The organism is Enterobacter sp. Acro-832 (assembly GCF_011752745.1).
Classification (GTDB): Bacteria; Pseudomonadota; Gammaproteobacteria; order Enterobacterales; family Enterobacteriaceae; genus Enterobacter; species Enterobacter quasiroggenkampii.
This window is the reverse complement of record NZ_VWWX01000002.1, coordinates 500,767-515,373: the sequence shown is the minus strand read 5'-3', so window position 1 is coordinate 515,373 and position 14,607 is coordinate 500,767. Positions and strand designations below refer to the sequence as shown.

14 protein-coding genes and 1 riboswitch are annotated in these 14,607 nt (G+C 56.6%); of the genes, 5 read left to right on the top strand and 9 right to left on the bottom strand.

Annotated features, from left to right (window positions below):
* Positions 1-26 precede the first annotated feature (26 nt).
* Positions 27-470: a helix-turn-helix domain-containing protein gene (locus tag F3J31_RS08855; protein ID WP_167212601.1), complete on the top strand. Its 444-nt coding sequence runs from the start codon at positions 27-29 to the stop codon at positions 468-470.
* Between the two features lie 124 nt (positions 471-594).
* A complete protein-coding gene (locus F3J31_RS08850; RefSeq protein WP_045908317.1) occupies positions 595-1,389 on the top strand; it encodes an SDR family oxidoreductase in 795 nt (264 codons plus the stop codon).
* Position 1,390: 1 nt separating this feature from the next.
* Here the strand turns inward: F3J31_RS08850 and F3J31_RS08845 are convergent, their stop codons facing one another.
* Entirely contained in the window at positions 1,391-1,750 is a 360-nt protein-coding gene (locus tag F3J31_RS08845; RefSeq protein WP_063621345.1) for a helix-turn-helix domain-containing protein, read from the bottom strand.
* Positions 1,751-1,850: 100 nt separating this feature from the next.
* Between F3J31_RS08845 and F3J31_RS08840 the strand changes: the two genes are divergently transcribed.
* Positions 1,851-2,600: an SDR family oxidoreductase gene (locus F3J31_RS08840; RefSeq protein WP_048027333.1), complete on the top strand. Its 750-nt coding sequence runs from the start codon at positions 1,851-1,853 to the stop codon at positions 2,598-2,600.
* A 1-nt stretch (position 2,601) separates the two neighbouring features.
* Here the strand turns inward: F3J31_RS08840 and F3J31_RS08835 are convergent, their stop codons facing one another.
* Entirely contained in the window at positions 2,602-3,105 is a 504-nt protein-coding gene (locus F3J31_RS08835; protein WP_048222448.1) for a DedA family protein, read from the bottom strand.
* A gap of 158 nt (positions 3,106-3,263) precedes the next feature.
* A riboswitch (M-box (ykoK) riboswitch) is annotated at positions 3,264-3,433 on the top strand.
* A 60-nt stretch (positions 3,434-3,493) separates the two neighbouring features.
* Between F3J31_RS08835 and F3J31_RS08830 the strand changes: the two genes are divergently transcribed.
* Positions 3,494-4,495, top strand: a complete 1,002-nt coding sequence (locus F3J31_RS08830; RefSeq protein ID WP_167212598.1) for a magnesium transporter — start codon at positions 3,494-3,496, stop codon at positions 4,493-4,495.
* Positions 4,496-4,537: 42 nt separating this feature from the next.
* Here F3J31_RS08830 and F3J31_RS08825 read toward each other — a convergent pair whose 3' ends face one another.
* Entirely contained in the window at positions 4,538-5,614 is a 1,077-nt protein-coding gene (locus tag F3J31_RS08825; protein WP_024909621.1) for a LacI family DNA-binding transcriptional regulator, read from the bottom strand.
* Between the two features lie 269 nt (positions 5,615-5,883).
* Here F3J31_RS08825 and F3J31_RS08820 point away from each other — a divergent pair, with 269 nt between their 5' ends.
* Complete coding sequence (locus tag F3J31_RS08820) at positions 5,884-7,149, top strand: maltoporin (RefSeq protein ID WP_010429455.1); 1,266 nt, start codon at positions 5,884-5,886, stop codon at positions 7,147-7,149.
* 104 nt (positions 7,150-7,253) lie between these two features.
* On the opposite strand, the gene F3J31_RS08815 is transcribed toward F3J31_RS08820, so the two are convergent.
* The 6 genes from F3J31_RS08815 to F3J31_RS08790 all read right to left on the bottom strand — a co-directional run bounded on the left by F3J31_RS08815 (position 7,254) and on the right by F3J31_RS08790 (position 14,367).
* Positions 7,254-7,496, bottom strand: a complete 243-nt coding sequence (locus F3J31_RS08815; protein WP_167212595.1) for a PTS transporter subunit EIIB — start codon at positions 7,494-7,496, stop codon at positions 7,254-7,256.
* 139 nt (positions 7,497-7,635) lie between these two features.
* Positions 7,636-9,693, bottom strand: a complete 2,058-nt coding sequence (locus F3J31_RS08810; protein WP_167212592.1) for a beta-galactosidase — start codon at positions 9,691-9,693, stop codon at positions 7,636-7,638.
* A 29-nt stretch (positions 9,694-9,722) separates the two neighbouring features.
* The gene (locus F3J31_RS08805; protein WP_167212589.1) at positions 9,723-10,925 is read right to left on the bottom strand and encodes an arabinogalactan endo-beta-1,4-galactanase; all 1,203 of its coding nucleotides are present in this window, start codon (positions 10,923-10,925) and stop codon (positions 9,723-9,725) included.
* Between the two features lie 2 nt (positions 10,926-10,927).
* On the bottom strand, positions 10,928-11,779 hold the full coding sequence (locus F3J31_RS08800) for a sugar ABC transporter permease (protein WP_042715482.1): 852 nt from the start codon (positions 11,777-11,779) through the stop codon (positions 10,928-10,930).
* An 11-nt stretch (positions 11,780-11,790) separates the two neighbouring features.
* On the bottom strand, positions 11,791-13,095 hold the full coding sequence (locus tag F3J31_RS08795) for a sugar ABC transporter permease (RefSeq protein ID WP_061715575.1): 1,305 nt from the start codon (positions 13,093-13,095) through the stop codon (positions 11,791-11,793).
* Positions 13,096-13,152: 57 nt separating this feature from the next.
* Positions 13,153-14,367: an extracellular solute-binding protein gene (locus F3J31_RS08790; protein WP_167212586.1), complete on the bottom strand. Its 1,215-nt coding sequence runs from the start codon at positions 14,365-14,367 to the stop codon at positions 13,153-13,155.
* Positions 14,368-14,607 lie beyond the last annotated feature (240 nt).

Sequence of the window (14,607 nt, the reverse complement as noted above, 5' to 3'; positions counted from 1 at the left end):
AACCATACCCCACCGGAGAATTCGCTGTGAAACGTACCCGCCTTGAAGAGAGCACCTGCCCCGTCGCCCGTTCGCTGGATATCATCGGCGACTGGTGGTCGCTGCTGATCGTCCGCGACGCGCTCCGCGGGATTAAACGCTTCGGCGAGTTTCAGAAAAGCCTCGGTATCGCGAAAAACATGCTGACCACGCGGCTCAAGCTGCTGGTGGACGAAGGCATTCTCCGGCTTCAGCCCGCCTCCGACGGCAGCGCCTGGCAGGAATACGTCCTGACCGACAAGGGACGCGCCCTGCAAACCGTGCTGGTTGCCCTGTCCCAGTGGGGCAATGAATTTTTGTTCGCGGAAAACGAATGCGGCACCGTGCTGGTCGATAGCGAACAGCGCAAACCCCTGCGTAAACTGATGCTTATCGCCGACGATGGCCGCGAACTGACGCCTGAAGAGATCGTGGCCAGACTCCCCTCCTGACCGTTCCCGACGGCAAAAGCACAAAATGATCGCCAATATGGTTGCATTATAAAACCAAATGACCGAGAGTTAATTCAGTTTCATATTGAAACCAAATAACCCACTTTGACTGAGGTAATGCACGATGACTACGCAAATCACCACCGCCCTGATTACGGGTGCCTCTTCCGGGATCGGTGCCGTCTATGCCGATCGCCTTGCCGCGCGCGGTGCTAACCTGGTCCTGGTCGCCCGCCGCGAGGATCGCCTGAAAGCCCTCGCCGCCGACCTGCGCGCACGCTATGGCGTGGCCGTCGATATTCTGGTGGCCGATCTCACCGATGAAGCCGGGATCCGCGCGGTGGAAGACGAACTGCGCAGCAATACCGCCATTGATACGCTGATTAACAACGCGGGCACCGCGCAGATGGCACCGTTCCTCGCGGGCGAGGTGGCGCAGCATCAGGCCATTAACACCCTGAACACCACGGCGCTGATGCGTCTGACCTACGCCATCCTGCCGCGCCTGGCGCAGAATAATCGCGGCACGCTGATCAATATCGCGTCCGTGCTGGCGCTGCATGTTCGGGCGGGCAGCGCGCTCTACAGCGCCACGAAGGCGTGGGTATTGAGCTTTACCCGTGGGCTACAGGAAGAATTTGCCGACAGCAGCGTGCGCATTCAGGCCGTGCTGCCCGCCGCCACCGCGACGGAGATCTGGAGCCATTCTGGCGTCACGGTGGACGATCTGCCGGAAGGATCGGTAATGACCACCGACGATATGGTGGATGCGTCGCTGGCGGGTCTGGATCAGGGCGAACCGATCACCATCCCGCCGATGCATGATGCAGGCCTGTGGGACCGCTACGAAGCGGCGCGCCTTGAGCTGTTTAGCAGCGCGCGCACCGGCATCCCGGCACCGCGCTACGTAAAACAGTAGCCTAACGCTGAAGCTGGTCGCCGTACTCGCTCATCCAGGCGGCCAGCGGCGAGAGCGCATCCTGCAGGGTTAACCCCAGCCCGGTAATCTGATACTCCACGCGCGGCGGGATCTCCGGGTAGACCGTCCGCGTCACCAGCCCGCGCTGTTCAAACAGGCGCAGCTGCTTCGTCAGCTCTTTCTGGGTGATGGGGGCAGCCGCCCGCAGCAGGTCGCCAAAGCGGACAGGCGTGTTAATCACAATAAGACGATAGAGGATCGGGATTGCCCATTTGCCGGAAATCAGGTTTACAAACTGCGTCATCGGGCAGGTATAGGCCTCAGATTTTTTTTCACAGCACTCCTCCAGCATTTCTGCCATAGCACACCTCTTGCCTCTTTAGTATCCATTTGGTACCTGGTTTCCTTTCGATACTAACGTTTCTATAGTGCTTTCTCCAGTGACATTTCAGGAGAAGAACATGGGTCGTTTAACCGATAAGTATACGTTGATTACCGGCGGCACCAGCGGTATCGGTCTCGCCACCGCGCAGGCATTTATCGCCGAAGGGGCGCACGTCGCTGTGACCGGACGCAACCCGGACACCCTCGCCGAAGCAGAGCGCATTCTGGGCGATAAGGCCTGGGTGATCCCAACCGATGCGGGCGATATCGCGTCGCAAAAAGCGCTGGCGGCAACCCTCGCCGCCCGCTGGCCACGCCTGGACGCGGTCTTTCTCAACGCCGGCGACGTGACGCACGCGCCGCTGGAAGCCTGGCAGGAAGAGACCTGGGACCGCCTGATGAACATCAACCTGAAGGGACCGTTCTTTTTAATCCAGGCGCTGCTGCCGCTGCTGAATAACCCGTCGTCGGTGATCCTCTGCGGCTCCGTGAGCGCGCGCATCGGACTGCCCACCAGCAGCGTGTATGCCGCGAGCAAGGCCGCCCTGCTGTCGCTGGCGCGCACGCTGTCGGCGGAACTGCTGCCGCGCGGGATCCGCGTCAACGGCCTGAGCCCCGGTCCGGTGGAAACCCCGGCCTTTACGAAAACGGGCTTAAGTGAAGAGGCGCTTAACGCAATGATGGCGGAGATCATCAAGCTGGTGCCGCTGGGCAGAATGGGCTCGACGACGGAGCTGGCAAAAGCCGCGCTCTATCTCGCCTCCGACGAGTCGAGCTACACGGTAGGAACAGAACTGCTGGTGGACGGCGGAATGGGGAGCCTGTAACTCAAAAGGCGCTGATGCCGGTGACGATGCCGACATACAGCGCCGCCCATACGGCGGCAGAGGCCAGGCTCACGCCGTAAACTTTCACCACGTTCAGCCTGAGCATGCCTGCAGCCAGTGGCACGATGTAGCGCAATACCGCCAGGAAGCGCGCGGTGAACAGCACCAGCACCCCGTTTTTTTGTAGCTGATGCTGCACCCGCAGAAATTTACCGGCGTGTTTTGCCGTGAAGCGGGTCATCCAGCGCGTGTGCCCCATCCGCTGCCCTAAGTGGTAGTTCAGCGCCGAGCCCGCCGTTGCCCCCATCACCACGGCCAGCCACGCCAGGGCAGGATGCATGCTTGCCTGGCTGACGGTAATGCCCGCCAGCAGCATGACCGAGGCGGGCGGCAGCACGGAGGAGATCAGCACCGTCGACTTGCTCAGCGCCATCATAAATAACAGCGCGAACAGATGTGCCGGATACAGCGCAAAATGATTCAGCAGATTATCAAGCCACGCCATTTTCCCTCCCCCGTTAATTATTTAATTCTCCATTTAAAATGAATAACCTTAAATAAACCCTCAACATTCTATTAATAATATTCTCCTAAACCGTTCTTAAACATTTTTTAAATTCCTGAGCGGCAATGTTAAATAAGCGTATTATTCCTCTCGTTTTACAACGATCTCGTTATGGCGAGGCTCCTGTACAAATACACGTTATCGCTCTGGTAGGTTCGAGAGAATCGACACAGGGTAAAACAGGCACTGTCGAATCAAGGCTTTGTCAGTATAACTTCCCTCGCGGGATACGGTGTACAGTGCTGAACCCAGGACGTGGGGATCTCCTCTTCGACATGCCCTGTCTTGCTCGCCCCTGAGAGATTTTATTATTCAAAGGGAATTCACTATGTCTTACGCTATTCACAACCAAAACCTGGCATTCAATGACAGCGCGATCGCGCAATATATGAATACCGATTTTATCGTCCTCGATATAGCATTATGCGTAGCGCTGGCGCGCGAGCAATTCTTCGAAAAATTAAAAGACGATGATATTCCGTCGCATATTTTTATCGAAGACCATGGCCGCCTGGCGGGGATGGTTGCCGTGCGCAAATTGCTGCAGACCACCGATACGGTGCAGCCGGTAAAATCGCTGATGATTTCGCAGTTTTTGCAGGTCAAACCGGAAGATGAACGTGCCGATGTTGCCGGACTGCTGGCGCACGGCGGCGCGGATGTCGTGCCCGTGGTCACCCACGGCAAGCTCGTCGGCTGCCTGACCGAGCGCGAAATCGCCCATCTGTTGGAAGATGACGTCACCGAAGATGCCCAGCTTCAGGGGGCGACGCTCCCCCTGGAGAAGCCCTATCTGGAGACCAGCCCGTATAACCTGTGGAAAAAACGCTCCGTCTGGCTGCTGCTGCTGTTTGTCGCCGAAGCCTACACCAGCTCGGTTATTCAGCATTTTGAAGAGGCGCTCGAGTCCGCCATCGCGCTGGCGTTCTTCATTCCGCTGCTGATCGGCACGGGCGGCAACAGCGGGACGCAGATCACCTCCACGCTGGTGCGCGCGATGGCGCTGGGAGAAGTCCACCTTCGCGACGTCGGGCGCGTGCTGCGCAAAGAGATGACCACCTCGCTGATGATTGCCGCCACACTCGGTATCGCCGGGTGTATCCGCGCCTGGATGATGGGTATCGGCCTGGAGATCACGCTTATCGTCAGTCTGACGCTGGTGTGTATCACGCTCTGGAGCGCGATTGTGTCGTCCGTGATCCCGATGGTGCTCAAGCGCTGCCGGATCGACCCTGCCGTGGTGTCCGCGCCGTTTATCGCCACGCTGATTGACGGGACCGGGCTGATTATCTACTTCAAAATTGCCCAGTACACGCTGGGGCTAGAGTAAGCTTGCGAGCACCTCATTCACGTGATTGAGGTGCTCACTTCGCTACGCATCGCCGAGCTGATGCGCGATCTCACGCAACTGCTGGGCAAGCGCCTGCAGGTTTTTCCCCTTCTCCCCTTTTGGGCCGGTGGACTGACGCACCACCAGACGGGCAGGTAAAATCGAGGACATGCGCTGGGCATTCTCTTCACCGCTGTCGAGAATACGGCGCACCGCCTCTTTACCCTGCAGATCTAAATCCAGCGATACCGTCGTCAGTGCCGGGTAGAAGAACGAGCTTTCATAGGTGTCATCGTAGCCAATCACCGACTTCTCGCCCGGAATTGAAATCTGCTGCTGATGGAACGCGCTCAGCACGCCGAGCGCCATCTGGTCGTTCGCCACCAGCACGGCGGTAAACTGCGCCGTTTCCCGCAGCATTTGCAACGCTCCCGAATAACCGCTTTGCGCATCCCAGTTGCCGCGAATGACCGATGCTGGCTCCAGACCGTAGCCCTTCAGGGTCTCGATCCAGCTTTTTAGCCTCAGCTGCGCCGACACGGAAGACGCCGGCCCCGCCAGCAGGGCAATGTCGCGATGCCCCAGCTCGTAAAGATATTTGACGCTGGCGCGGGTGCCGTCCGCCGGATTAAACGAAACGTTAAACACGGAACTGTACGGGTCAACGTCGAGGAACAGACAGACAATGTCGTCGTTGTCGGCGGCGATTTTCTGCGCCGCTTCAGCCTCCAGCGGCACGTTGATGATCACTTTGCTCACCAGCTGGGATTTCAGCTCGTTGATGGAATCCTGGATGCTGTGGTTTACGTTCTCATCAATCATTGAGATCAGTACCTGGTAGCCTTCCACATTGGCATAGCGTTTCACCGCCGCCGCAACCTGCGAAGGCGCGTGCAGCGCCAGCGAAATGGTCACCAGCCCAACGGTCTGGCTCTGCTTGCCCACCAGCTGCTGAGCCAGTCGGTTGGGTACATACCGCAATAACTCTATGGATTTCTCCACCTTGATGCGCGTGGCGTCGGATACATTGGCAGATTTATTCAGTACCCTGGACACGGTCTGATAGGAGACGCCCGCATGGCGTGCCACGTCCTCTAACGTTGCGCTTTTCGACTTCATGGTCCGGTTCCTTATGTTGTTATGCGCTGATTGTAACAGGGGTGCTGAAAAAAAACGCTTATCACCCTCTCGCTGCGGGCATAACACCATCAAAAAGTATGACGCTCACAATGCCATAATTTGTGTCCAATCTCATTACTCGTAACAAAATTGTCTATTTTATTTGCAGTTAATCACACATTTCAGATCGTGTAATTGCCAGCCAACGGGTTTAGGCATTTTATGACAGCGGATTTGTGAACGTATTACAAAACAATAAGAGGGTTACAATGAACACGACGATCCGCTCTGTATCTGTTGCGTTGGCTGCCGCGCTGGCATCGCCTTCGCTGTTTGCAGCGTCTTCAGTACCGATTGATTTTCATGGATATCTTCGCTCCGGTGTGGGCGTCTCACGGGATGGTGGGATGGAGGAGTGGCAAAAAAACAAGATTGGCCGTCTGGGTAACGAGGCCGACACCTACGGCGAGCTGGAGCTAGGCTCCGAGGTATACAAAAAGAACGACGTCAGTTTCTATCTCGACAGCATGGTGAGCATGGTATCAGACGGCTCCAACGACAATGAAACCACCTTAGATGACGATGCCCAGTTCGGCCTGCGCCAGCTTAACCTGCAGATCAAGGGGCTGATCCCCGGGGATCCCAATGCGGTGATTTGGGGCGGTAAGCGCTACTACCAGCGCCATGACCTGCACATCATTGATACCAAATACTGGAATATTTCCGGCTCCGGTGCGGGTATCGAGAACTACACGCTTGGCCCGGGCGCAGTCTCCGTTGCGTGGATCCGCGGCGATGCTAACGACGTGGACTATCGCGTGGATGGCGACAGCGACGTTAACATCAACTATATCGACCTTCGCTATGCGGGCTGGAAGCCGTGGGCGGGCGCGTGGACGGAAGTGGGTATTGATTACGCCATGCCAAACCCGACCAACAAGCAGAAAGAGTATGGCGGGCTGTACGAGGCCGATAACGGCGTGATGGTCACCGGTGAGATCAGCCAGGATATGTTTGGCGGCTATAACAAGCTGGTGCTGCAGTACGCCAATAAAGGTCTGGCCCAGAACATGGTGTCACAGGGTGGGGGCTGGTACGACATGTGGAACTACGTGAACGACGCCACCGGCTACCGCGTGATTAACACCGGCTTAATTCCGATTACCGACAAGTTCTCTTTTAACCACGTCCTGACATGGGGTTCGGCAGACGACACCACGCAGTATACGGACAAATCACGCCTGGTATCGCTGGTGGGGCGCGCACAGTATCAGTTTACCGAGTACGTGCGTCTGATTGGCGAAGTGGGCGGATTCTACCAGGAAGATACCTACACCGACGGCACTAAGTACAAGCAGAGCGGCGAGAAGTACACCCTCGCGCTGGGCCTGGCAGACGGTCCTGAGTTTATGTCACGTCCTGAACTGCGCGTATTCGCCTCCTATCTGAATGACTCCGAAAAAGGGCAATCCTTCGAAGATGGCACGGCCAACAATACCTGGAACTTTGGTGTGCAGGTCGAGGCCTGGTGGTAAGTCTTAATTCATAATTTGCGTTAATCGTTATCGTATCTCCAGCAACCTGCAGTCTATTTTACTGCTTTGGGATAGCCATTACTTTGGCTATCCCTTTTTTATATTTACTGATTAAAATGTTCGTCTAATAATTTCCGTAATGTATCAGACTGCCTGCCGAATATAGCGTGCACCTGCTGACCGATAATAATCACCCCCAGCGCCCCCTCACTCTGTAACGTCTGTGAATCGACCTTATTTAAATCTTTTACCGTCACGCGCAGGCGGGTAATACAGGCTTCGACGTGCTCGATATTATCGTCGCCGCCAAATGCAGGAATTAAACGCTGAGTAATTTGACTGTCCATAATACGCCTCTCTTTTATGCAGATAAAAAAATGCCTGCTCGGGGAGCAGGCGTTTTGTGCCTTGTTGCCGGGTGGCGCTGCGCTTACCCGGCCTACGGGTTTTGTAGGCCCGTGCAAGCGCAGCGCCGCCGGGCGGTTCTTACGCTTTACGCCTGAGCACCCGACAGTCCCACGCCAGCAGCACGGTATCGCCCGCCGCGGCGGCGTCGGTCATGCAGTCGGTATACCCCTGCGGCAGCGTGATGAGCTGCTGCTGGGCCGTGTAGTTCTGTACAAACACCCAGGCGGTTTCGCCATCCGTGCGCGCCGCGGCGACCACGCCCGGAGGGAAATCTCCTTCGACTGCGCGCGGCAGCGCCAGCTCGTCGATAATCCCGGCGAAGAAATCGCGCTGGAACGGCAGGTCGTTGCGCGACGCCACGTGCCACGCCTTGCCTTTGCCGAAGCGGTTGACCGTCACCGCCGGGCGACCGGCGTAGAAATCATCCCGGTAGGTCGCCAGCGCCTGCGCGGATTCAGTATGGATCAGCTCGCACAGATGCCTGACCTGATACGGTCCCTGCAGGCCCGCCGCATTGCCCGCCAGCCCCTGGACCAGGTTTCGCTCCCCCTCGCCCAAACAGTCAATCTCTTCCGCCCAGATGCCGAGGAGCTTGCGCAGCGGGCCCGGGAAACCGCCGAGGTGGCAGAGATCGGTCTCATCCACTACCCCGCTCCAGTAGGTCGTCACCAGATGCCCGCCCGCGGCCACAAAGGCTTCCGCCCGCTCGGCGAAACCTTCGCGCACCATGTAGAGCATGGGGGCAATCACCAGCGCGTAGCGGCTCAGATCGCCGTCAGCGTCGATGACGTCGACCGCGATGCCCTTTTCCCAGAACGGACGATAGTGTTCGTTGACGGTTTTTTCGTACTCCAGCCCCATGTTCCGCGGGCCTTCAGCATCGTCCAGCGCCCAGCGGTTTTGCTGGTCAAAGATAATGGCCACGCGCGCGTCGGTGCGGCAACCCACCACCTCAGGCAGACGTGCCAGCATCTCCCCCAGACGCGTTACTTCGCGCCCGACGCGGGTATCAAGATGCCCCACGTGATCGATAATTGCACCGTGGAATTTCTCCACCGATCCGCGGCTCTTACGCCACTGGAAGTACTGCACCGAATCCGCCCCGTGCGCTACCGCCTGAATAGAGGAGAGAATATGCATCCCCGGCTTTTTCAGCTTGCTGGTCGGCTGCCAGTTGGTGGTGCTCGGCGTGGACTCCATCAGCACAAAGGGTTTACCGCCCTTCAGGCTGCGCATCATGTCGTGGTACATGGCGGTATAGCAGGCCAGCTGCGTTTCGTCTTTCTCCTTGTGCCACATCGGGTAGCTGTCCCAGGAGATGAAGTCGATCGCTTTCGCCAGCTGCCAGTAGTCGTAATCGTAGAAATACTCCATAAAGTTGGTTGTCACCGGCAGTTCGGCATTGGCGGCCTTCAGCGGCGCCACCTCATGCTGGCAAAAATCGGTGACCTGCGCGGTATTGAAGCGGCGCCAGTCGAGATTCAGGCCGTGAATCGACACTTCCCCCTGCGGCGCGGGGGACTCAATCTGCGACCAGTCGGTGTAGGTATGGCTCCAGAAGGTGCTCCACCACGCATGGTTCAGCGCGTCGAGGGTTTTGTAGCGCGCCTTTAGCCAGTCGCGGAAGCGTTCCTGGCACAGGCTACAGTGGCATTCGCCGCCGTACTCATTGGAGATATGCCAGCCCAGCACCGCCGGATGATGCGAATAACGCGCCGCCAGCAGGCTGTTAATTTTCATCGTCTTTTCGCGGTAAACCGGAGACGACATGCAGTGGTTGTGACGCCCGCCGTGCAGCGCGGGGACGCGGTTGCGCCCGACGCGCAGCACTTCAGGATATTTTTGCGACATCCATGCCGGACGCGCGCCGCTCGGCGTAGCGAGAAATATATGAATGCCCGCCGCATAGAGTTTTTCAATAATGCTGTCCAGCCAGGCAAAATCATATTCCCCTTCCTGAGGCTCCAGTTTCGCCCAGCTAAATATCCCCACCGACATGACATTACATTTCGCCTGCTGCATCATGGCGATATCTTTTTCAATAATACCGGGGTAATTCTCCCATTGCTCCGGGTTATAGTCGGCGCCATGCAATAACGCCGCGACCTTTGGACTTAAAGGCGCAAATTTATTCATATTTAAAACGTCCTGAATGAAGATAAAAACTAGTTAAATACCGTGATTGACGGCAGCACTTTGCCCTGGCAATCAAATAACGCCTGATTCTCGCGGGCATTACCCTCTTTCCACTCGTCATGGATATATTTCATGCCGGTTTTGGTGGCCCACGTGGTGCCCGGAACGGCAATCCAGGTCGGTTCCCAATAAAAGATGCCCTTGCCGCGACGGTCAGGCACATCAATCACGGACTGCATTAAATCGTGAATATAGTCGTACTGACCCTGAACGGTGCCGGGATAGCCGCCGTCCTTTTCCTCTTTGGCCTGGAAACTGTTCTCGGCGTTATCGCAGTTCTCCAGCGTATAGCCATAGGCCGCTTCCACCACAATCACGTCTTTGTTATAGCGCCTGCTGATGTCATCCATGTTGTTCTTCAGCGCGCTAATCGGGCCGTTCCAGTAGGTGTACATCGACAGGCCGATGATATCGAACGGCACGCCGCGCTTCGTGATTTCATCAAACCACCAGCGGAAGGTGTCATTTTTGGTGCCTTCGGCCAGATGCAGCATGATTTTCACCTGCTCGCCGTCGGTCAGGTTCTCCTTCAGTCCACCAATCGCGGCGTTGAGCAGCCCGGCCAGGCGGTCAAATTCGCCGCCGCCCTGCCCCCAGCTTTTCCCTTCCGACCACAGCATGCCGCCGTTAATTTCGTTTCCTATCTGCACCATGTCCGGCAATACGCCCTCTTTCTTAAAGCGGGCAATCGTGTCGCGGGTGTAGTCATGAATTGCCGTTTTCAGCTGCGGGTAGTCCATCTTCTCCCAGGCTTTTGGCTTAAACTGTTTGCCCGGATCGGTCCAGAAGTCGCTGTAGTGGAAATCGAGCAGCAGCTTCAGGCCCTGCGCCTTTACGCGCTTCGCCAGCGCGAGGGTGTTTTCGAGATTATTACTGCCGCCGCCGTAGGTGTTGCCGTCGGCATCCTGCGGGTCAACCCACAGGCGCAGGCGCACGGTGTTCACCCCGTTAGCCTTCAGGATCGCAATCGCGTCCTGCTGCTGGCCGCTGTGGTTATAAAATTTGGCGCCGTGCTGTTCCGCTTCCAGCAGCGTCGAAATATCCGCGCCCTTGATAAAGTCCGCGGGCATGGCGTTAAAAGGACGCGTTTTGACCCCGTCCGCCGCAAACGCGCTCGCGGCAAGGCCGCAGGAGAGGCAAACGGCAAGTAAAGCAGGTTTGAGTCTTTTCATGATTATCCTTTGGTACTCCCGGAGGTCAGGCCGGAGACGAAGTATTTTTGTAATGCCAGATAGAGGATCGCTACCGGCACCGCAATCAACACCGCGCCTGCCGCGTAGGTGGTGTAGCTGGCACCCATTTTTTGCGCCACCAGGTTATAGAGCCCGATGGGTAAGGTGTATTTGTCCGGGGTGCGCAGAATCGTGCTGGAGAGGATGAAATCCCCCAGCGGCCCGGTGAAGGAGAACAGCGCCACCACCGCCACAATCGGCTTCGAAAGCGGCATGATAATTTCGATGAAAATCCGGAAATTGCTGGCCCCGTCCATGCGCGCGGATTCATCCAGATCTTTCGGGATGGCGTCGAGGTAGCCTTTCATCAGATAGGTATTCATCGGGATCATGCCGCCCACGTAGATCAGCACCAGCGCCAGATGGCTGTTGATGAGGCCCAAAAGCTGCGACAGCACGAAGATGGCAATCAGCGCCGAGAACTGGGGGATCATCTGCAGGAGCAGGAACAGCATCAGCCCGTTCTGGCGTCCCTTAAAGCGAAAGCGCGAAAAGGCATAGGCGGTAAAGCTGACGCTGATTAAGGTCAGCACCATGGTCAGGAAGCTGATTTTCATCGAGTTCCAGTACCAGGTCATGTAGTTCACCTGGCCGTTGAACAGGTCGGCATAGTGCTGCACCGAAAAGTTCTCAGGAATAATTGAGGAGCTGAGCAGGCTATTACCCGCGTTAAACGACGCGCCGACCGTCCACACCAGCGGGTAGATGATAATCGTCGACACCAGCACGATAACCAGCCAGGAGAGCGAGAGGCGTACCCACTTCTCACGTTTAATACTTTGTGATTGAGCCATTGTTACGTCCCTTACGCCATGTCGTCGTTTTTGAAAGATTTGGTGGCGCGGAACTGCCACAGCGCCAGGCCGACGACAAAGATCGACAGCAGGATAGTGATGGTCGCCGCAATCGCGTACTGCGACGACGACATGGTGAGCTTGTAGATCCACGACACCAGGATATCTGTCCCACCCGCATTGGACCCCACCACCGCTGGTCCGCCGTTATTGAACAGGTAGATGATGTTGAAGTTATTGAAGTTGAAGGTGTATTGGGTAATCAGTATTGGCGCAATGGAATAAAGCACCAGCGGCAGCGTGATGGTGCGCAGCTTGGTCGCACTGCTGGCCCCGTCCATGGTGGCGGCTTCGTACAGATCGTCAGGGATCGCCTGCAGCACGCCGGTGGTCATAGCAAAAACAAACGGGAAGCCGAGCCAGGTCTGCATCAGGATCAGCGCCGTTTTGGTCCAGAACGGATCGGTCATCCAGGCTTTCGGCGCAATGCCGAAGAAGGCCAGAATGGCGTTGTTTATCACACCGAAAGAGTCATTGAACATTCCGGCAAACACCAGAATGGTGACAAAACCCGGCACCGCCCACGGCAGAATGAAAATGGTGCGGATAAGCGGCTTAAAGCGCAGGTCTTTCTGGTTCACCAGGATAGCCAGCAGCACGCCCACGGTACATTGCAGCGTGGTGGCGAGCAGCGTCCAAACCACCGTCCACTGCAGGACGTCGAAGAAGGTTGAGCGCCAGATGGAGAGCGTAAAAATATTGACGAAGTTCTTAAACCCAACCCAATCTACCAGCTTAGCCGGCGGCGTGTGGTAAAGATTGTAATTAGTAAAGGCGATGGCAAAACCGAAGAGGATCGGGAAAACCACCACAAACACCAGCAGAATAAAGCCCGGCGTGATCATCAGATACGGAAAGCCGTCGCTCAGCAGCATCTGATACTGCTTACGCACGCTGTTTAGCCCCAGCCCTTCATCACGTTTTCGACCGTTAACCCAGGCATCGCGCATCGACAGGTAATACACCATCACGCCAAAGGCGGCGATCAGTACGCTAATGATCCCTTCTGCCAGCAGGAAGATGGAGTTATCCCGCGGCACTTCCTCCCCCAGCGTCACCAGCCCCCAAAGTCCTTCGCGCAGGAAATCGGCAAAAACGCCGATAAAACTGGCCAGCAGCACCAGGAAGATAACGCCCTTCAGCCACTGGCGGTGATAGAACTGGCCGAAGCCGGGGATGACCGCCAGCAGCAGCCCGGTCCAGGCGTGACGCCCGGCCCCGTGCGGTCTGGCAAAATTTTCCGGGATGATACTCACAGACAACTCCTTTCAATAAAACGGGAGAGTGGCCTCCCGTTCTGCGACGTCAGAAAATTACTGGTTGCTGGCCTGCATGGCTTCGATTTGCATCTGGACCTGTTTCTCTGCGCTGTCCAGCGCGGCTTTGGGATCCTGTTTGCCGGTCAGGCTTAGCTCCAGCGCGGCGTTGGCCGGCCCCCAGACTTCGCCCATTTCAGGGATACCCGGCATGGCGGTGGCTCGCGCGGCCTGCACCGCAACGGCGCTTGCCTTCTCGTCGTTCTTGATTACCGGGTCGTCGATCATTGCGGTCAAAGGCGGGATCTCACGCGTGGCCACGTAGCGGGTTTTCACGTACTGCGGCTGGTTGATGAATTCGATAAATTTCTGCGCCAGCGCTTTGTCCTTGCTCCAGGTGGAAACGACGTAGCCTTTCACGCCGAGGAAGGAGCTCATTGGCTTGCCGTCCGGCAGCGTGGGCAGCGGCGCCACGCCGTAGTTGATGCCTGCCGCTTCATACGGCTGGAACGCCCACGGGCCGTTGATGACGGCTGCCGCTTTCTTCTCAGTAAACAGGGAGTCGATAGCGTTCAGGCCGTTGTCACCGACTATCCCGGCCGGGAAAATATCGTCAGCGTAGAATTTTTTCAGGTACGTCACGGCTTCTACCGCGCCCGGCTTGTTAAGGCCGACGTCGCTGGCGTTATAGCCGCCTTTGCCGTTTTGACCGAAGATGTAGCCGCCCATCGGGGAGATCGCGCCCCAGCTGTAGTAAATCTGATCGAACTTGGCGAGCAGACCGTACTGGTTTTTTGCGCGCTGCTGTTTGGAAAAGTCATACCAGTCCTGCAGCGAGTTGAGCGGCTTGTCGATGAGATCTTTGTTGTAGATCAGCACCAGCGTCTCAACCGCTTTCGGCACGCCGTAGAGGGCGTTATCCATTTTGAAGGCGTTAATCGAGGCCGGGGTGTACTGTTCGGTCTGCTTAGCCTCCAGATTCAGGGGGGCCAATAACCCTTGCACGACGGCGCCGCCCAGCTGATCGTTAGGAATGACCAGCACGTCCGGGCCAATGCCTGCCGGGCCGTCCAGGCGCAGTTTTTCCAGCTGCTGTGCGTAAGGAGTTTCCTGCACGTTGACCTTAACGTCGTACTGTTTTTCAAAGTCCGCGACCGCATCTTTAATACCGGACGACTTCTTGATGTCTTCCCAGACGTTAAGCTGCGCGGTGGCGTGAGCCTGTACCGCGAGCGTAGAGAGGATCAGAGCAGCGAGTATGTTCTTTTTCATTATCAACCTCATGTGAAGGTATAACAATTTTATGGTTGTTATCGCATATGACGCCCTACAAACCCCGCTATATATCCTGATTAAACTGGCGTTGTACGTCTGACACCAAATGCTTTTGGTTTGTTATACGCTACCCTTCACATCATGATAACTCTACATAAAACTGTAAGTTGTGTGATCGTCATAACATTAATGGAATATCTATATAGGGCGCATGAATGCTGGAAGTTATAGTCAAGG

What these genes read in the sequence shown, in the direction of transcription:
- F3J31_RS08850 (WP_045908317.1), top strand. Translation starts at nt 595, where the DNA reads ATGACTACGCAAATCACCACCGCCCTGATTACGGGTGCCTCTTCCGGG.
- F3J31_RS08845 (WP_063621345.1), bottom strand. Translation starts at nt 1,750, where the DNA reads ATGGCAGAAATGCTGGAGGAGTGCTGTGAAAAAAAATCTGAGGCCTAT.
- F3J31_RS08840 (WP_048027333.1), top strand. Translation starts at nt 1,851, where the DNA reads ATGGGTCGTTTAACCGATAAGTATACGTTGATTACCGGCGGCACCAGC.
- F3J31_RS08835 (WP_048222448.1), bottom strand. Translation starts at nt 3,105, where the DNA reads ATGGCGTGGCTTGATAATCTGCTGAATCATTTTGCGCTGTATCCGGCA.
- F3J31_RS08830 (WP_167212598.1), top strand. Translation starts at nt 3,494, where the DNA reads ATGTCTTACGCTATTCACAACCAAAACCTGGCATTCAATGACAGCGCG.
- F3J31_RS08825 (WP_024909621.1), bottom strand. Translation starts at nt 5,614, where the DNA reads ATGAAGTCGAAAAGCGCAACGTTAGAGGACGTGGCACGCCATGCGGGC.
- F3J31_RS08820 (WP_010429455.1), top strand. Translation starts at nt 5,884, where the DNA reads ATGAACACGACGATCCGCTCTGTATCTGTTGCGTTGGCTGCCGCGCTG.
- F3J31_RS08815 (WP_167212595.1), bottom strand. Translation starts at nt 7,496, where the DNA reads ATGGACAGTCAAATTACTCAGCGTTTAATTCCTGCATTTGGCGGCGAC.
- F3J31_RS08810 (WP_167212592.1), bottom strand. Translation starts at nt 9,693, where the DNA reads ATGAATAAATTTGCGCCTTTAAGTCCAAAGGTCGCGGCGTTATTGCAT.
- F3J31_RS08805 (WP_167212589.1), bottom strand. Translation starts at nt 10,925, where the DNA reads ATGAAAAGACTCAAACCTGCTTTACTTGCCGTTTGCCTCTCCTGCGGC.
- F3J31_RS08800 (WP_042715482.1), bottom strand. Translation starts at nt 11,779, where the DNA reads ATGGCTCAATCACAAAGTATTAAACGTGAGAAGTGGGTACGCCTCTCG.
- F3J31_RS08790 (WP_167212586.1), bottom strand. Translation starts at nt 14,367, where the DNA reads ATGAAAAAGAACATACTCGCTGCTCTGATCCTCTCTACGCTCGCGGTA.